Annotated in this window: 18 protein-coding genes and 1 pseudogene; 10 read left to right on the top strand and 9 right to left on the bottom strand. The window is 41.5% G+C overall.

Going from position 1 to position 18,358, the window contains the following annotated elements; all coding sequences use genetic code 11:
* Positions 1-440 precede the first annotated feature (440 nt).
* The 5 genes and pseudogenes from L1272_RS16850 (at position 441) to L1272_RS23285 (ending at position 4,672) form a co-directional block, all read left to right on the top strand.
* A complete protein-coding gene (locus L1272_RS16850) occupies positions 441-1,046 on the top strand; it encodes a hypothetical protein (RefSeq protein ID WP_152967131.1) in 606 nt (201 codons plus the stop codon).
* 379 nt (positions 1,047-1,425) lie between these two features.
* Positions 1,426-1,671, top strand: coding sequence for a YfhL family 4Fe-4S dicluster ferredoxin (locus L1272_RS16845; RefSeq protein ID WP_054553587.1), 246 nt, complete (start codon positions 1,426-1,428; stop codon positions 1,669-1,671).
* Positions 1,672-1,759: 88 nt separating this feature from the next.
* Positions 1,760-3,079 carry a methyl-accepting chemotaxis protein gene (locus L1272_RS16840; protein WP_235373911.1) on the top strand — a complete coding sequence of 440 codons (1,320 nt, stop codon included), beginning with the start codon at positions 1,760-1,762 and terminating at the stop codon, positions 3,077-3,079.
* Between the two features lie 267 nt (positions 3,080-3,346).
* A pseudogene (locus L1272_RS23290) lies at positions 3,347-4,129 on the top strand (PAS domain-containing protein); the annotation flags it as partial.
* 102 nt (positions 4,130-4,231) lie between these two features.
* Positions 4,232-4,672 carry a methyl-accepting chemotaxis protein gene (locus L1272_RS23285; RefSeq protein WP_425334987.1) on the top strand — a complete coding sequence of 147 codons (441 nt, stop codon included), beginning with the start codon at positions 4,232-4,234 and terminating at the stop codon, positions 4,670-4,672.
* 2 nt (positions 4,673-4,674) lie between these two features.
* On the opposite strand, the gene L1272_RS16830 is transcribed toward L1272_RS23285, so the two are convergent.
* A complete protein-coding gene (locus tag L1272_RS16830) occupies positions 4,675-4,926 on the bottom strand; it encodes a TIGR03643 family protein (RefSeq protein ID WP_054553589.1) in 252 nt (83 codons plus the stop codon).
* Positions 4,927-4,971: 45 nt separating this feature from the next.
* Positions 4,972-5,856: a LysR family transcriptional regulator gene (locus L1272_RS16825; RefSeq protein ID WP_235373909.1), complete on the bottom strand. Its 885-nt coding sequence runs from the start codon at positions 5,854-5,856 to the stop codon at positions 4,972-4,974.
* A gap of 102 nt (positions 5,857-5,958) precedes the next feature.
* Between L1272_RS16825 and L1272_RS16820 the strand changes: the two genes are divergently transcribed.
* The 3 genes from L1272_RS16820 to L1272_RS16810 all read left to right on the top strand — a co-directional run bounded on the left by L1272_RS16820 (position 5,959) and on the right by L1272_RS16810 (position 8,395).
* A complete protein-coding gene (locus L1272_RS16820) occupies positions 5,959-6,588 on the top strand; it encodes an NAD(P)-dependent oxidoreductase (protein ID WP_138599183.1) in 630 nt (209 codons plus the stop codon).
* Positions 6,589-6,656: 68 nt separating this feature from the next.
* Positions 6,657-7,679, top strand: a complete 1,023-nt coding sequence (locus tag L1272_RS16815) for a Kelch repeat-containing protein (protein ID WP_235373908.1) — start codon at positions 6,657-6,659, stop codon at positions 7,677-7,679.
* Positions 7,676-8,395 (top strand): SIR2 family NAD-dependent protein deacylase, encoded by a 720-nt coding sequence (locus L1272_RS16810; RefSeq protein WP_235373907.1) that lies wholly within the window; start codon positions 7,676-7,678, stop codon positions 8,393-8,395. The genes L1272_RS16815 and L1272_RS16810 overlap by 4 nt, the downstream gene beginning before the upstream one ends.
* A 36-nt stretch (positions 8,396-8,431) precedes the next feature.
* On the opposite strand, the gene L1272_RS16805 is transcribed toward L1272_RS16810, so the two are convergent.
* Positions 8,432-10,024, bottom strand: coding sequence for a carboxylesterase/lipase family protein (locus tag L1272_RS16805; protein WP_235373906.1), 1,593 nt, complete (start codon positions 10,022-10,024; stop codon positions 8,432-8,434).
* A 253-nt stretch (positions 10,025-10,277) separates the two neighbouring features.
* Between L1272_RS16805 and L1272_RS16800 the strand changes: the two genes are divergently transcribed.
* Positions 10,278-10,889: a MarC family protein gene (locus L1272_RS16800; protein WP_054553595.1), complete on the top strand. Its 612-nt coding sequence runs from the start codon at positions 10,278-10,280 to the stop codon at positions 10,887-10,889.
* A gap of 40 nt (positions 10,890-10,929) precedes the next feature.
* On the opposite strand, the gene L1272_RS16795 is transcribed toward L1272_RS16800, so the two are convergent.
* On the bottom strand, positions 10,930-11,928 hold the full coding sequence (locus tag L1272_RS16795) for a DUF4382 domain-containing protein (protein WP_235373912.1): 999 nt from the start codon (positions 11,926-11,928) through the stop codon (positions 10,930-10,932).
* A 229-nt stretch (positions 11,929-12,157) separates the two neighbouring features.
* Between L1272_RS16795 and L1272_RS16790 the strand changes: the two genes are divergently transcribed.
* The gene (locus tag L1272_RS16790) at positions 12,158-12,598 is read left to right on the top strand and encodes a hypothetical protein (RefSeq protein WP_054553598.1); all 441 of its coding nucleotides are present in this window, start codon (positions 12,158-12,160) and stop codon (positions 12,596-12,598) included.
* A 37-nt stretch (positions 12,599-12,635) separates the two neighbouring features.
* Here the strand turns inward: L1272_RS16790 and L1272_RS16785 are convergent, their stop codons facing one another.
* The 5 genes from L1272_RS16785 to L1272_RS16765 form a co-directional block, all read right to left on the bottom strand.
* Positions 12,636-14,324: a methyl-accepting chemotaxis protein gene (locus L1272_RS16785; protein ID WP_235373905.1), complete on the bottom strand. Its 1,689-nt coding sequence runs from the start codon at positions 14,322-14,324 to the stop codon at positions 12,636-12,638.
* Between the two features lie 98 nt (positions 14,325-14,422).
* The gene (locus L1272_RS16780) at positions 14,423-14,932 is read right to left on the bottom strand and encodes a GNAT family N-acetyltransferase (RefSeq protein WP_194441270.1); all 510 of its coding nucleotides are present in this window, start codon (positions 14,930-14,932) and stop codon (positions 14,423-14,425) included.
* 3 nt (positions 14,933-14,935) lie between these two features.
* Positions 14,936-16,279, bottom strand: coding sequence for an N-succinylarginine dihydrolase (astB, locus tag L1272_RS16775; protein ID WP_235373904.1), 1,344 nt, complete (start codon positions 16,277-16,279; stop codon positions 14,936-14,938).
* Between the two features lie 48 nt (positions 16,280-16,327).
* Positions 16,328-16,558: a helix-turn-helix domain-containing protein gene (locus L1272_RS16770; protein ID WP_138599189.1), complete on the bottom strand. Its 231-nt coding sequence runs from the start codon at positions 16,556-16,558 to the stop codon at positions 16,328-16,330.
* Between the two features lie 735 nt (positions 16,559-17,293).
* Complete coding sequence (locus L1272_RS16765; protein ID WP_235373903.1) at positions 17,294-18,307, bottom strand: zinc-binding alcohol dehydrogenase family protein; 1,014 nt, start codon at positions 18,305-18,307, stop codon at positions 17,294-17,296.
* Positions 18,308-18,358: the final 51 nt, after the last annotated feature.

Raw genomic sequence — 18,358 nt, 5'->3', positions numbered from 1 at the left:
TACCAACCTTCGTTACATTGTCAGAGCCGCTACTTTATTCAGGCTCCTAGGATCATCTGGTGATACAGATGGTTCACTCATTAAGCGGTGAACAGCGCTTCATACGACTTCACGTCGCACGCCCCAAGACGAGTTAGGATAAATGCTCTCATGGCTGCTTTGCGCGTGCAAATATATAGTTGCTTATTTAGCCAAACTTAGGTGTAATGAAAGTATAATAAACGCTGAGCAATGCAGGCCGAGCTTACATAACACTAACCTGATTAAACTAGCTAGGAAAGTGAGAGCCTCAAAAAAGCCTAGTTTTTATAAGTAAAGCCATAGCATAGACAATACCAACTCTGACACTCCGAGCAGGTAACAGCTCAGTCCAACAACCGATTATGCAACACAAACTGCGTGTCGCATAAATACTAAAATGTTAGTTAGCAAGGGAATTTATGCGATTATATTTACTTATTTTGTTGCTTTTATTCTCCGTCGAAAGCCTTTCCAATGTACTTGTGAAAAGCGAACATTCTGTACCTGTGGGGATGGCTGAATTAAATACATTCAAGAAAACCTGCGGAAACAAATGTAGCTTTACTGGGTATATCAATGTCAACAAACTGCATTTTAGTGAAGATGTAGAGTCAGGTGCTTTTTTATTGGTGCGAAGCGAAGGTGGGACAAAATCATTTTCGGTTGGCATTAAAGCAAATGAAGATGATAAAAGCGCTGAACTGGTTGTTATGTTTAATGATGGTAAAAATAATTCTGACTCTATCGTTTTAGCAAAGTCATCGTTAAATGCTTGGGAGGGTTTCTTATTATCATGGCACGATAAAGAGTTACTAATTGAAAATTTGCGCAGCGTAAAAAAGATAGGCTTAAACAACACACCTTATTCACAAATTGAGAAATCTGGGATTACATACCAAACTACGCTGACTTTTAGTCCAGATCACATTGCATATATGTTTATGGGCAGTGATGCGGAAATGTGGATCGAAATGAAAAACCAGAATTATAACTCTAGCTGGAAAGAGCGGTATGATAAAAACTAACAAAAGAATTATGCCGTTGAGCAAGCTCAACTGTTACGCGATTTCGTCGCGCACCATACTCAGGAGTTACCGAATAAATACTCTAACGTGCTTTTGTCCAGTAACGAGTTATTATCTTATTAATGCTATTCATACTTAAAACATACATAGTCACCAAACCTCTCACTTATCTCATCACATAACTTAGTTCGGTAGATAATCCCACTACATTACAGCTGTAATAATGCTCTCGGAGGATCTTAACTACTTTTAAGCTTGATCTAGATCAAAGAAACTTTATACGCTGCAATTTATAGTGCGCGGCTGCAATTTTCGTTGTTTTTAAAAACTAGATTAGATTTTAAAAACAATACCCATTTATAGTGCTTAAAGGTGTGTCATGGCATTACTCATCAATAACAAATGTATTAACTGCGACATGTGTGATCCTGAGTGCCCGAATGAAGCTATTTATATGGGTGCAAAAATCTATCAAATCGATCCTAATAAATGCACTGAGTGTGTTGGGCATTATGATAATCCTACCTGCGTTAGTGTATGTCCTATCGACTGTATTAAGCCTGATCCTAATCATCGTGAAACGTTAGATGAGCTTGCTGAAAAATATATTAAGCTGACTGAGTGAATTAATAATAAAATTTACAGCTTATTAGTACACCTTGATTCAAATGTTCTACACTTACTTTAATGCACGTTAATCTCTTGAGGATCCTATGTTTTTCAGTAAGTCAGTAAACTCTGAGCTTGTGTCGTTAAAGACTGAGCTATTTCATTTACAGCAGGTGCGTGATGGCTTGAATGAAGAAATGATTTCGCTTAATGTACTTGAAAGCGGCGAGGTATCCTATATAAATCAGAACTTTATCAAAGCACTTGGCTACGATAAAGATGCGTTCCCTGGCACGCACCTATTTGACATCATTACAAATGAGTCCAAATCTACTGAACAATTTAGCCAATTCTCTTCTGCTTTAGAGCATTGTAAGCACTGGGTTGGGGCGCTGCAGTTTTATCACAAAAATGGTAAAACAGAGTGGCTTAGAATTATTTCGCACCCAGTAAAAGGTCCTCAAGATCAAATTCTATTTTTCGCAATTTATGCCACTTTACTAACCGATACAATTGCTACCGCAAGAGAGCATAAAGACATTATTAAAGCGTTACACCGTGCTATGGCGGTTATTGAATTTGATTTAGAGGGTCATGTTTTAAGTGCAAATAGTCATTTTTATAATGCGATGGGTTACTCCGAAAAAGAGATAGAAGGTAAACATCACAGAATGTTTTGCGAACCAGAAGAAGCAAACTCTACTGAGTATGAGCAATTTTGGCAGCGTTTAAAAAATGGTGAGTACATAGCATCTCGCTTTAAACGTGTTGATAAGTTTGGTAATACCGTTTGGCTTGAGGCCTCTTACAATCCGATTTTTAATGATTTTGGGGATCTCTATAAAGTAATGAAATTTGCAACTGTGATCACTGAACAAGTGAATCGTGAGCATGCAATTTCTCAAGCGGCAGAGATTGCTTACGGTACCTCAACAGGAACCGACAAACTCGCTGTAAAAGGAGCTGAAGTACTTAAAAACACAGTGGCTGTTATGGATGAACTTGCTTTACAGATGGAGCAAGCGGCGCAAGAAATCGCAGCCTTAGATAAGCAGTCGCAACATATAGCAAGTATTGTACAAAGCATTAGTAGTATTGCTGATCAAACTAACTTATTAGCGCTTAACGCTGCAATTGAAGCAGCTCGTGCAGGTGAGCAAGGCCGTGGTTTTGCGGTGGTTGCAGATGAGGTTAGGCAATTAGCATCTCGGACATCTAAAGCAACTGAAGAGATTGTGGAAGTTGTTCAGCGAAATCAATCATTAACTCAAAATACAGTAAAGGTTATAGAACAAGGGAAAGTCAAAGCAGAGCAAGGTCTTGCTTTGTCGAATGAATCAGGACAAGTAATGGAAGATATTCAACATGGAGCACAGCAAGTTGTTGATGCGGTTGGCCAGTTTTCTAACCAGTTAAATAAGTGATTCTAATTTGCAATAAGCCTTAGGCATCTGCATTGATGCAGCTGTAGAGTATTATAAGCAACCTAATAACGAAATTTTGCTGTGTTATCAATGCGGTTTAATTTCCTTAAAGCTCCTCCTATTTTTTGCGAATTGGAAGGAATACCTTGTCTCACTTCTTGAAACTCCATATCATAGAAACATAGGGATATATTGTAATAGTTTAATATTCAGTAACTTTTTAAGTAAATGAGTTCACTGTTTGAATTTTAATTTAGCAATGAAGTGATGTACCCCATGTTTTCTACCAAGCCACTAAAAAATAAAATAACCAATCTTGAAGACGAATTATTTAGGGTTTCTCAAATAAAGCAAAATCTTTATGAGCTAATGCTTACATTAACGCTTGATGGCAAAGGCTGTGTTATTGATACTAATCCCCAAGTTCAAATTGAACTGGGTTTTAGCGCAAATCAACTTGATGGGATTGCATTACTTGATTTAGTGCCGCAATTGGCGCGAAAAACAGAACACTATCTGAACTTTAAACACGCACTACAAAACAAAAAGCCATGGGCAGGAGCCGTTCAGTTGGTCAATGCTAAAGGTGAAGAGGCTTGGCTAAGAGTGTTCGTTCATCCTGTGGTAAATAAGCAAAACCAATTTCTTCATTTTACATTGCATGCAAATGCACTAACACGCACGATTGAATCGTCACGCGAAAACCAGGACTTAGTAAAAGCAATTCATCGCTCTATGGCCGTAATCGAGTTTGATTTAACGGGTCATGTATTAAAAGCAAATCAGCAATTTTTACTGGGTGTCGGCTATAAAGAACACGAAATTATTGGTAAGCACCATAGTATGTTTTGTTCACCTGAAGAAGCAAGCTCATCAGAGTACGCGGCATTTTGGCAGAAACTACAAAAAGGTGAGTTTGTTTCCTCTCGATTCAAACGTGTTAATAAATATGGTGATCCCGTGTGGTTAGAAGCCACATATAATCCTGTGTTTAGTGAACAAGGGGAGCTTTATAAGGTTGTTAAGTTTGCAACGGTGATTACTGATCAAGTAAATCGTGAAATAGCTGTGTCTCAAGCAGCTGACATTGCTTATAGTACCTCGACTGAAACTGATCAAATCGCTCATCAAGGGGCTGAAGTACTCAGTAATATGGTTAGTGTTATGGATGAACTTGCAAATAAAATGGAACAAGCAGCAAATGAGATCACAGCACTTGATAAACAGTCTCAGCAAATCGCAAATATAGTTCAAAGTATCAGTAGTATTGCTGATCAGACAAACCTATTAGCGCTTAATGCAGCGATTGAAGCAGCTCGTGCTGGCGAACAAGGAAGGGGCTTTGCTGTTGTTGCTGATGAGGTAAGACAGCTCGCTTCACGTACTTCAAAAGCGACTGTTGAAATTGTTGATGTTGTACAGCAAAACAGGGCACTGACTCAAAATACAGTTGAAGTTATAGAACAAGGTAAGAGCAAAGCTGAACAAGGCTACAGCCTAGCAACTGAATCTGGCAAAGTTATGTCAGATATTCAAAATGGCGCACAAAAAGTGGTCGATGCGGTTGGTCAGTTCGCTGACCAACTTAAATAGTGTTACCTGTGCTTATATTGAGTTTTGCAATAACCTCTTAAAATATCGGGATGGCGAAGTTTAATATGTTTACTTTGTCTCCCTGATACGCGCTTTCGCCAGAGTTTAAAACTCGAGCTCGTTAATTGCTCACGCATCAGTGCAATAACGTTTTTTTCATTTAAACCAAACTGTTGGTTTATTGCTTCAAACGGGGTTCTGTCTTCCCACGCCATCTCTATGATGCGTGATACTTCATGATCTAAGTGCTGCATTCCGGCTCCTTTTTGTAGCTTATACGTATTTGCAGCAGGTTTAGATTATAAAATATCGTGTTGCCAGTGCTCTGCTAAAAAGTCGATGAACGCTCTGACTACATTTTGTTGGAAGTTACGCGATAAATACACCGCCCATAAGTGAGAGCCCATAGTAGTATGCTCTGGCAGTACTTTTACAAGCTCACCTGATGCCAAATAGTCATTGGCGAGATCGCATGGTAGGTGAGCCACCCCGATTCCTTGTTTTGCTGCTTTTAGAAGCACCCCCATATCGTTGGCAACAATGTTGCCCTTCACGGTCACTTTTTGTGTGTTGTCGCCGTGTTGAAATTGCCAAATAGTGTGTTTGTTATGAACAAGGCAACTGTGAACAGATAAGTCACTCGGCTCAAAAATCTGTGGGTGCACAGCTAAATAATCGTTAGAGGCACACACAGCGGTTGCGATATACATTAGCTTACGGGCAATAAGACCTTCATCTGGCTGGTGGATGTAACGCAAAGCGATATCAACGCGGTCATCAACCAGCTGCGATAAACTATCTGAAAGTAACAGTTCAAAGCGCGTCTGCGGGTGGCGTTTGGTAAACTCTTCGATGGCATCAAATAGCTTATGTTGGCCAAGCCCAATCGGGGAGGCAACGCGAATGGTACCTACCAATTCGTTGTTATGACTGTGTGCTCGGCTTTGTAAATCAGACACTTGATTTAATATTTGCTGGCAATAGCTAAGGGCTTCTTCGCCTTGAAGGGTCAAACTTACTTTGCGTGTTGTGCGATGAAACAACCTTAAATTTAGCCACTTTTCAATGTCTTGAATATGCCTAGAAACTTGTAATCGGCTTAAACCTAAATGCTCTGCAGCCTGAGTAAAACTGCCTGTACGGGCAACTTCGACAAAGCTAGTAATTGAAGTGAGTTTATCCATTGGTATCTTAAAATGAAACAATGTGTATCTATATAGTGTATTTATCAGTAATTGGTGAACAAGTAAACTGCAATCATTGAAACAAACAACGGAGAATTCCTCATGAAATTAGCAGTTATTGGCGCAACAGGTTGGATTGGCAGCCACATTACTTCAGAAGCAATCGCACGTGGTCATCAAGTTAATGCATTAGTTAGAGACGCAAGTAAAGTAACCCAAGATAACGTCACTGTGACTGAATTTGATTTAACTAAAGACGATATCGCAACTGCAGCTGCAGGTAGTGATGTTGTTATTGCGGCAATTGGTGGTCGTGCTTTAGGGAATCATGAAATTGTTGCAAACACGGCAAAGCAATTACTAAACTCGCTTGCAGGTACTGGCACACGCATTTTATGGGTGGGCGGTGCAGGTAGCTTAGAAGTGGCACCCGGTGTAACTCTGGTATCAAGCCCAGATTTTCCTGCTGAATACAAAGCAGAAGCCATTGCTCAAGGTGAGGCACTTGATGTATTTAGAGCATCAGCAGCAGATACAGCTTGGACTTTTGTATCACCGGCAGCGGTCATTTACCCTGGGGAGTCAGAAGGTCCGTACCGTGTTGGTGGCGACAGCTTCTTTACTGATGCAAATGGCGAAAGCAAAATATCAGTTACTGATTATGCTAAAGCGATGCTTGATGAAGCACAGTCGGCAGCGCATTTAAATCAACGTATTAGTATTGCTTACTAATAGCGAGCCTTTATTCAGGCTCATAAAATGGTATTCTTAAGAGACGTGTTAAGTTACCTGTTTAATTTATGAGCCTGTTATTTTCTATTGCACTTGCAACCATTCCTGCTTTACCTGAACCCGTCGCAAACAATGCTGTCGCCAAAGTTGTTATTGATGAACAAGTCTACTTCCTAAGCTTTATGGGCTTGAGCTCAGGCAAAGCACATACCGATGTTCATAATAAAGTGTGGGTCCTTAAAGTGGGCGACAACGCGTGGCAAGCGGCTAAAGCTGTGCCAAGTACATTGCCCCTTACTGGTCGTTTGGCAAGTACCGCAGTGGGTGTGGGTCAGCATGCCTATGTATTTGGTGGGTATACCGTTAGCGCCGATCATCAAGAAATCTCTACACCCGATGTATATCGCTATGATGTGCTCTCTAATTCATATACGCAACTTGCCAGTATGCCTGTGCCGGTGGATGACAGTGTGGCACTTAAGTACCAGCAGCGTTATATCTATTTAGTCAGTGGTTGGCATAACGATGGTAATGTTAACTTAGTACAAGTGTATGATACACAAACAGATACTTGGCAACAGGCTTCGCCGTTTTTAGGTCAACCGGTGTTTGGCCAAGCAGCGGCAATTAGTGGAAACACTCTATTGGTGTGTGATGGCGTTAAAACACAGGCGAATGCTGATAAGCGCCGCTCTTTTACTGCGGTTGCACAGTGTTTAAAAGGCACGATTGATGCTGATAACCCATTAAAAATAGATTGGCGTACCGTGCCGCACCCTACAGGTGTTGCCCATTACCGTATGGCAGCAACCAGTTTTAATGGCGATATTTATATGATGGGAGGCTCTGATAACCCATATAACTACAATGGCATGGGATACGATGGCAAACCAGCACCAGCGAGTGATCATGTTTGGCGCTTTGATGTTGAAAAAAACACATGGCAAGTAATGCCAAAAGCCGATACCGCGAGCATGGATCATCGAGGTTTATTAGAGCACCAAGGAAGTTTGTATCGTCTGGGTGGTATGGACAATAATCAACAAGTGACAGCCGATGCCCTTGGTTACAAGGTAAAGTTATCTCTATGAATACACTCTATATTACTGGAGCGGGAGTGAGTGCCGCTAGCGGTATACCAACCTTTCGTGGTGAAGATGGTTATTGGACCATTGGTAGCAAAAATTATACGCCGATGGAAATGGCAACCCGTGCTATGTACGAAAACAACCCTCGCGAATTTTTAGCTTGGTATTATCATCGTTTTGCAACCTACCGCCATCACGGCCCTAATGAGGCTCATCATTGGTTGAGTGATAAAAATCTCATTACGCAAAATATTGATGGCCTTGATGGTAAAGCGGGAAACACTGATTTTATTGCTATTCATGGTCGCTTAGATCAAATGACACTGTTTCACCATCAAGGTGACGATGTGATGGCTTTTAACGCACCGTGGGATAAAGTCAACGAAGACAACCTCCACCACTCCTTGCTTGAGGTGTTCAATATTAATAATGAAAGCCCTAAGCTCAACGAATCGTTTAAGCCGTACGTGTTGTTATTTGACGAATACTACACTGAACTTTATCGAATTTCTGAGGCGCAACAGCGCATGCTCGATGCCGATAAAATCGTCTTTATCGGCACCTCGTTTAGCGTCAATATTACGCAAATGGCACTCGATATTGCACGCAGTCAAGGCACGCCAATTGAAGTAGTAGACCCAGATCCTACTCATGTATTTCATCCTAATGTGACATACCACAAGATGACAGCGCTTGAGTATGTTCAGCAGCAAGGATAAAAATAAGGCGCTTATATTAAGCGCCTTATTTAATTATTACTTTTCAGCTTTGGTTGCTGTGATGTTTAACCGCGCTTGTAAGGGGTCCGGTAAAAACTCTGCAGTCCCTGACTTACTCATTTGCAGTATAAAAGATTCATCATTTTGATATGCTTGCCAAGTCGGTAACCCTGGGCCATTTGGTGTGCCTAATTTAATAAAGTTCGTCACATAACGGTGCATTATTTTAGCGGCTTGCTTATCTTGCTCAGTGGTAACGTGCCCATATTTAGCAGCCACAGTATTAAAGAAGTACGGAATTTCGCTGGCGTGCTCTGCACCAGGTTTATCTAAAGTTTGCGTCACATAACCAAATCGATACAAAAAGGCATCGTTACCCATATCTGTCACACGTTTTGCAACGAACCTTGCAGGCTCTTGCATTAAAGCGTCTTGACCAACTTGGTAATTAAGTAAGGGTAAAGGCATTTGGTCATTTGCATCGTAAGTCATTTTTGCTTGTGTACTGTGCGGAGCAAAACTTGCGAATAGCGCCTCTTTAGAAGCAAAATTAGCAAAGCCTAAATCCATATCTGTTGCGCCAACCATGGTCGCAACATGGCTAAATGTGCCTTTACTCAAGCGCGCTTCTGTCGCCGAATTGATAATAGTGCCATCAATAATTGGCCCGCCAACGTACGTAGACTCATCATTATTTTGTCGGTTTAATGTGCTCAAATTTAGGTTATCAACCACGTCTTCGGCAGATAACTCACGCAGTGCAGCAAGGGCATTTTCATCACTGCCTAAAATGGTGTGTTGTTTGGCAAAGTTTTCGCCAATTTTTTCGGCGCTTAATACGGTGTCGTCATCACTATTAAGTGGCAACTGCTTAAATAGCTCTCGTCCGCCCGCTGACATAATAATCGCTTGCTGGAATAAGCCATTAGCTGCAGGGGTTTGCATCATCGCATGTACCGATGCGCCTCCTGCAGATTCACCCATGAGTGTCACTTTTGCAGCATCACCACCAAATTGAGCGATATTTTGTTTCACCCATTCAAGTGCCGCAATTTGATCCATTAAAGCGTAGTTGCCCAGTGCATCGTTCTCAAAACGACTCAGAGCAGGGTGCGCAAAAAAGCCAAATCGGCCTAAGCGATAATTAAAGCTAACAAAAATAACCCCTTGTTTAGCAAAGCTCTCACCTGAATAAACAGCAGGTGATGCGCCACCATTTACAAAACCACCCCCGTGTATCCACACCACAACAGGGTAAGGAGTATCGCTGGGTTTAGTGGGTTTAAATACATTTAAATAAAGGCAATCTTCCGAAGGGGTTGTTGTCAGCGGTGCTGCATCGGCTGCAAACGGCTTTTGCATACAGTCAGGCGCGTAATCGTTAAGTACTTTTACACCTTGCCACTTGGGCACAGGTTGCGGTGCTCGCCAGCGTAACTCTCCCACCGGAGCAGCAGCATACGGAATGCCTTTATAGGCAATAAAACGTCCTTCTTTTTGCCCTTGGATAAGCCCGCCGGTGACGGCAATTTGATCTGATTGAGGTTGTTCTTGGCAACCTTGCAAAAATACAGCAGAGCCTAATAGAAAAGATGAGTAAAAAATCGATTTGAGAATACGCGATGTCATAACAAAGCCTAGGCTGTTTGGGTAAGGCTTATAATATTAACATATTCAGATAGTAACAACGAGAAAACCAGCATAGCTACAAGGGGAGGCTATGCTGGTTTTAGTATTTGGCTAATAAAGAGTTTTCCTGTCATTAAATCGTTACAAAAAGGCTCTAAAAATCTGCAGCTCAATAACTCAAGGATCTGTGTAATACTTATTAGTGCAAAAAATTGTTAATGTAAAAGGAGTGCATTCTCATTTTAAGGTATATATGTTAGATAAAGTTTTGCATGATTTTTTAGTCATTTGGGCAACAATAGACCCTATCGGCACAATGGCGTTGTTTGCTGCTTTAACAGCTAAATTGCCTGCCGATAGGCGGCGAAAGACTGCTTTTAAAACGGTGGGTTATGCTGCCATTGTATTAATTGGAGCGATTGTCATAGGGCAGTTGCTGTTAACTGCAATGGGTATTAGTTTGTTGTCGTTCCAAGTTGCTGGTGGCATTATTTTATTTCTGTTCGGTCTACAAATGATTTTTGCTGAGGAGGCCCAGCAAGGTGATGTTGAGTCACAGCACGATATTTCTGTATTCCCTTTAGCAATTCCCGCAACAGCATCGCCGGGTGCAATTTTAGCGGTTATTCTAATTACCGATAACCATATTTATAGCGTTCAGGAACAAGTAATTTCGGCAATAACAATGCTGGTAGTGTTATTGATCACTTTATTATTGCTGTTGTTAAGTGAGCGAATTTTGAAAGTTATTGGGGTTGGCGGTGCATCGATACTAACGCGAATTATGGGGTTAATTTTAGCTGCATTATCTGTTGAGTTTGTGATGGAAGCACTAGGAGTCGCTAAATGGGTGGCCAATAATTAAAAAGCCCGCAGTGCGGGCTTTTTAATGGGGTATGCCAATATTATTCAGAAACAGTGAAAGATACGTCTAAGTCTTCACCCGATGTTACTGTAATTGGTTTTACTTGATAAAGCGTAAATGCTTCGTCTTGCGTTTCAGCGTCATCGATGTGCGCTGCACAGGTATAAGCAAGTTGATAATCACCTGGTTGAATGAACGCAAGTTCAAATTCGAATTGGTTATCTTCGCTATCGAACACAACATCCGCCGTTGCAAGAGGTGCATCTAATGGTGTTTCATCTTCGTTAACTTCATAGTTGTCCATTGGCATTTCAACATCGCTGCTATATAGGTAAACAGCATGACCGAATGAGCCATCTTCTAGTGCGATATCGATATTATCAGTTTCACAGTTAGCGATAAGTACGTCGCTAACTGTGCCTTCGATATCTTCAGATTCAGCAAGGTTTTCTAAGCGAACACCGCGTGGTTTTAAGAAGATCTCATCACTATTTTGTGGATCAACTAATGACTTTTTAAGGTCAAATTCAATAACAAACTCGTTACCAGCTTGGTTTAGGGTAAAGCCATCAAGTTGAATTTCACCGATACCATCGTTGCCTTTACGTTTAACAACCAGTGGTGCAATACTGTCATCTTCGTAAACAACATGCGAAGTCATGGTTAAATCGTTTGTGTCACCATTGATCACATCTGCACGGATCCATTGATATTCGCCAGCAGGCACTTCTTCATCTTCTAATAAAGAAAATACATCATCACCTGTGTAGTCTAATAAGTTAACCATTTCAGGCATGGTTTCATCATTATCTTCACGGGTCTCAAACGTGAATTCTTCACCACCTTGGGTTTTCAATGTGATTGAATCAAACACAACATTTACAGCTTTTAAACCTGTCACTGGTGCATCAGACACACCTAATGTGAACTGTGCAGTTTGCGGCTGAGGATCAACCGAGTCGTTCTTGTCGTTATCTGAGCCACAACCAACAAGTGCAAATAAAACGGCGCTGCTAAGTAATGTAGTTTTAAAGTTCATCATTTCTTCCCTTTGTGTTCTAAAAATTTATTAGCAGTGTAATAACTAAAACTTAATGTAACTTGAACTTCTAATGATAAGTTTCGATTAACACCTTTGTACCTTTTATGTAACAAGCTGAAAGTCAGAATAAAAAATAACTGCAAGTTTAGAATGCTTTTTAGGTAAATCCATTTTTCTTCCACATTTTGCTGACACCATGACAAAAAATAAGAACCTAGGAACGAAAATGAAGGTTATTGACTTGGAAAAGCGCTTTGAGCTTATGAGCTGGGCATTATTAAGTGCAGTAAATATGCTTTTACTAGTGGGGTTTATGAATAGTAAATCGGAGGTAAGTAATTTACTTTTTAGTTTTTTGTTGTGCTCTGTTTCATTACTATTAGCGGTACTTGTATTCAATTCAAAACGCAATTTAACGGTATGCCGCCACGGTGTGCATTACCGCAATTTATTCGGGCAATGCCGCCATATGCATGCAAGACAAGTGCAATTTATTCACCATTACTCGTTTTTTGGTTTGCGATTAGTGCTTGTTATGGGCGAAAAATATATTTGCTTTGCGCCTTTTTATAGCCTTAATGACAAACACCAACAACGCTTAAAGCGCTACGATAACGATTTGTTTGATTGGTTAAAGAACTTACAAAAGACCAATGATTTTTGTTAAGCAGGCGTATTTACCTGCTTAACCATGGCGCTAGATATTAGGTTTTATAACGACTTACATTTTGTTCTAACTGAGTTGCTGTGTCTGTCAGATCGTGCATGTACGATGTGGCTACATCGGTATCATTGGCGGTTTTATTCGCAATATCGACAATGGTCGTCATGTTTTGGTTAATTGCTTCAGACACTGATGTTTGCTCTTCAGCAGCTGTGGCTATTTGTGCATTTTGTGACGTGATAGTGTTAACCGAAAGCAATACTTCATTGAGTGCTTTTTCGACTTCGCCCGCTTCATTAACACTGGTTGCACTGCCTGATTTGATTGACTGCATAATGTTATTTACAGTTGTTGTTCCTTGTTGTACTTGCTCAATCATCGCCTCTATTTCATGAGTGCTATCTTGCGTGCGTTTTGCTAGCGTTCGCACTTCATCAGCCACCACCGCAAAGCCACGACCAGCTTCACCAGCTCGGGCAGATTCAATTGCCGCATTTAGTGCTAGTAGGTTTGTTTGCTCGGCAATGTTTCTGATCACATCAAGCACACTACCAATTTGACTCGATTGTTGATTAAGCTGATCGACCGCATTCGCCCCTTCATCAACTTGTTTAGCAAGGCCGTTAATCACCTTTATGGCAATGAGCAACTGGTTGTTAGCCTGCTTAACTAAATGATCGGCATGTTCAGCAGCCGTTGAGGCCTCTTGCGCACTGCGTGCAACTTCCATTGACGCCGCCGACATTTCGTTTATTGCGGTTGCAACTTGTTCACTTTCTTCATGTTGGCGATTAATACCTGCATGCATATTGGCAAGTAGCTCGTTGAGCTTATGTGACGCTTGATTCATCGATTGCGATGATTGGCGAATATCAATAACCATCTTACCAACGTCATCGGCAAAGCGGTTAAACGAACTGCCAAGCTTGCCGAGTTCATCGTCTCGTTTCACCATTAAACGTTGGGTTAAATCGCCATCACCTTGTGATATATCGTTCATTGCTAGTACGGTTGTGTGCAAAGGGCTAGTAATACTGCGCGATACCACCACTGCAATCGCTGCGGTAATTGCGACAGCAAATACAGAAGCGATGATGGTGTTTATAAAGGCATTATCGATACCTTCATTAACGCGTTGTTCTGTCGCTGCGACTTGTTGCTCAAGACCACTGATCCAAAAACCTGTTCCTAGCACCCAATTCCATTTTGGTACTAAAGCGGCATAGCCGAGCTTAGGATTCACACTGCCATTGGTATTTTTCCAAGAATACTGCACATAACCACCGCCGTTCTTTGCAGCATCAATCAGTTCTCGAATGAGATAAACCCCATTAGGATCTTTGAAATCATAAAGGTTTTTACCCTCAAGAGAGGTGTTAACCCCATGGGCAATGTTGACACCTTTTACATCATAAACAAACACATAGCCAGTATCGCCAGCATCATCAAAACGCAAATTACGTAAAATGCTTTTTGCTTGGTTTTGTAGTTGCTCAGTATTAGAGCCATCATCTTGTGCGATGAGGTTAGCAATCGAGCTCATAGCAATTTTTTGGTAATTGCTAACTTCAGACTTACGGTCGTTTTCCATTTGTGTAGCAAAACTTTCAACGGTTTGTGCACCACTGTGTTTTGATTGCACATAGTTGTAGAGTGTCAGCATAATTGCAATGAGTAGGGGGGGAAGTAGGGCTAGAAAGAGTACCCGTTGCTGTATTGATAGCGCCATTTATCGCTCCTAATAAAAATCCGCAGTACTAGTTTAGTACTTTTCAAAAGTTTTATTAGTCGACTTTATGGTTAGATCGATAGGCTATTGAAGCTGGTTTATGCGACCTGCTTATAAAAATACACTGTTGCATCAAATTCACCGGAGGAACTTTTCGCAAATCCAGGAATAGTGCCCGCTTCAATATAATCGAGTTTACGATACAAATATGAGGCAGTGTCACCTTGGCGGGTATCAAGTAATAGTAATTGAATACCTAAAATACGCGCGTCGGTCTCTAGGCTATTCATCAATTGTTTTGCAATTCCTTGGCCTTGATATTCGCTGTGCACCATGAGCTTTTCTACTTCACCGCGGTGAGCGCCATTAGCTTTGGCGCATAAAGAAAGCTGCACTGAGCCAATCACCGTATCACCATCTAGGGCAAGGTAAAGCCTACGGTAAGGCGTTGCTAAATCTCTATCAACCCCTTGCCAGTAGTCGTGTGCTGACTGTAATGATAAAGGAGCAATAAAGCCAATTGACGCGCCACTGGCCACGCTATCAATCAGCAAATTATTGAGGGATTTCGACACCCCTTTTATAGAATGCACTGCTTTAATTTTCATTATTTATTCTTGTTGAAATGGATACACAGAACCTAAATTAAGTAAGCTGGTTAGCTCATCAAGTGCCTGATAGCTTTCGGTTAAAAGCATCGGATCGGCAAAGTCATCACTACTTAACGAGTCACGATAATGCTTATTCGCCCAATTTACTAGTTGGGTATATTTTTCTTCGCTGAATCGTACTGCCGGATTAACCGCGGCTAGTTCGTCAGTATTGAGTGCAACACGCAAGCGTAAACAAGCAGGGCCACCGCCATTTTGCATGCTTTGGCGCAAGTCAAAAAAGCGCACTTGCTGAACAGGGTTATCAGCCAAAATCATTTCTTGAATGTAATCGTGAACAGCTTGATTGCGCTGACACTCTTTAGGGGCAACCAGTATCATGCTGTCATCACTTAAGGTAATTAATTGGCTATTAAATAAATAGCTGCTTACAGCATCTGTAATGCTCACTTTATTGGTTGGCACTTCAATAATATGTAGCGGCTTGTTGCCAAGGTAGGCTTGTTTAATTTGTTTCAGCGTATCTGCTTGGTGCAAAAAGGCTTGTTCGTGGCATAAAAGTACATTGCCATTGGCCACAGCGATCACATCGTTATGAAAGACACCTTGATCTATCACATCAGGATTTTGTTGAATAAATAACTGATTTTCTGGCTTTAGCTGATGCAAACGGGCAACTGCTTGCGAAGCCTCAAGAGATTGTCTTGCAGGAAATTTAACAGGTTTTGGTAAGGCGCTATTAAAACTACTTGCCCCATAAACAAAGATCTCAAGCCCTGTATCTGCATGGCTGTCGCATAATCGATTATGATTTGCGGCGCCTTCATCACCAAAAAAGCCTTGAGCAGGTAAATGCGTATGATGGCTAAAGTAACGCTCATCGTTAAACATGGCTTTTAATAATGCTGTAGTTGTAACGGGTTCTAGCGAGCGGTGAAACTTATTATTTAAGTTAGCAGCCGTAAAGTGTACTTTGCCATCAAGGGTATCGGCTGAAGGCGAGATAGTGCCAGCATTGGCTGTCCACATGGCCGATGCACTGTAACAAGCTCGCAGTAAAATGGGGTCGGCTTTAAATGCTTTTTCAATAATCTGGCTATCGGTGCCTGTAAAGCCCAGTCGTTTTAGCACATTAATGTCGGGGCGAGCATGAGGTGCAAAGATACCTTGCTCTAGTCCTAACTCGTGCATGGCCTTCATTTTTTCAAGGCCTTGTAGTACAGCCTCTTTAGGGTTTGAATGTGAAGAGGCGTGACTTAGTGAAGCGACATTGCCATACGATAATCCCGCGTAATTATGGGTAGGCCCCACTAAGCCATCAAAATTAACTTCTACTGCGTGCATACTTAATCCATCATTATTGTGCGTGTATTTTAACCATACAGAAGTTATTTAGCTGAAGCTAGCTAACTCTAATTCTACATGACGCAAACTTTGTTGAAGGCGTTTCTGAGTGGCAATTAAATACGCTTTTTGTTTGTTCTGTTTAACTTGTTGCTGTCGTGCAGCTTTATATAACACACGCTTAGGAATGTGGTACTGCTCAGACGCTTCGGTGATTGTCAGTTGGTGCACCGAAATTTTTTTTAGCGCTTCAATAAATGCAGGGTCATTATTTAACATAGCGACGCTCCAAATCAGCAACATTATGCGGATCGTTTGCTTCATGTATATGCCATGTGCTGATGTCTAATCGCCAAAGTAGATAAAGAGTGTGAAAGAAGTTAGTCACGTTAGTCTCCTTGTTAGTGCCAGTTCACACTCACTATTGGAAGATCCGTGCCAAACCTTTATTAAATTTATATGCGTTAAAAATCAATAGGTTAACTTGTGGTGGTTTGGGTGTCCCTAAAATCAGGCACTAAAATAGTGAAAGGCAAATGCAGTAATGCACTTTAATGATGCGTGCTTTTATTGTTGAACGAGGAAATACGCGATGTGAAATCGCTGCTACCTACTCGTATCTATTTCTCGTAGGAATGACTTTAGTCATGAATAATTAACCACCACACAAAAGTAAAACCTTGGCCGTAGGCGTGAAACTTGTTTCGCGCGCCAAGCAAGCGTGACGCCTACAGGTAGCAGCGGCTTTATGCCGCGATATTGGTTAGGTAGGGGCGATACGAGAATAAAACGCGATGTGGAATCACTGCTACATGCTCGCGCCTCGCATCTCGTAACTTAAGTCTTAATTTTTTGTTTCGCGCGCCAAGCAAGCGTGACGCCTACAGGTAGCAGCTGCTTTATGCCGCGACATGGGTGAGGTCGGTGCGATTCGAGAATAAAACGCGATGTGAAATCGCTGCTACGTGCTCGCATCTCGTATCTCGAAACTCGTACCTCGTAACTTTCCCTTCGTTACTCAAACCCCTCCAACACAAGCTTTCCGCGAGCTTTGTGAGATTCTAAAATCCCATGGGCTTTAATAAGGTTTGCTACGTTTATCTTACCTAAATGCTCACCCAATGTTGTTTTAATTGTGCCGTTATCAACCAAGGTGGCAAGCTCTGATAGAAGCTGATGCTGGGCAATCATATCCTCTGTTTGGAACATTGAGCGGGTATACATAAACTCCCAATGCAGCGAAATACTTTTACGCTTTAACTTCAAAATATCAAAGCTTGCAGGGTCGTCGATCAGTGCTAATTTACCTTGTGGCTTGATCACTTCCATAATGCTATCAAGGTGTTGGTCGGTGTGCGTTAAGCTCACTACGTAATCAAATTCATTCAGGTCGGCCGCAAGACGTTGCTCGTTAAGGTTTTTGCTATGATCAAGCACATGATCAACACCTAAGTCTTTAAGCCAGTTGGCGCTTTCTTCTCGTGCGGCGGTACCAACAACGGTTAAATTGGTAAGCTGTTTGGCAAGCTGCACTAAAATTGAGCCTACACCACCTGCAGCACCTATTACTAATACAGAGGCTGGCTTATTGTTCTTTGACTTTTCGATCTGTAAGCGGTCAAACAATAGCTCCCATGCCGTAATACTTGTTAAGGGCAGGGCGGCTGCTTCACTATTACTCAGGCTTGTTGGTGCAAGACCGACAATGCGTTCATCAACAAGTTGCAACTCAGCATTACTGCCTTGGCGCGTTAAGTCGCCAGCATAAAACACACGGTCACCGACATTAAATAACGATACTTTGTCGCCAACAGCTTTAACCGTCCCCACGGCGTCCCAGCCAATAACTTTGTAGCCACTGTCTGGTGAAACGTTAGCGCGAATTTTAGTATCTACAGGGTTTACTGAAATTGCTTCTACGGCGACAAGAATGTCGTGACCTGTCGCAACGGGATCAGGTAATTCAATCGCTTGTAATGATGAGTCAGATAACGTTGGGGTTGCTGTAGTGTATCCAAATGCTTTCATGATGGTGTCCGTATTGATGAGTTTTAAACACTATAGCGTATAGAATTATAT

Origin of the sequence: Pseudoalteromonas sp. PAST1 (assembly GCF_021532515.1) — a bacterium.
Taxonomy (GTDB): Bacteria; Pseudomonadota; Gammaproteobacteria; order Enterobacterales; family Alteromonadaceae; genus Pseudoalteromonas; species Pseudoalteromonas simplex.
Note: the sequence above shows the minus strand (reverse complement) of the source record. Positions and strands in the feature narration are given on the sequence as shown.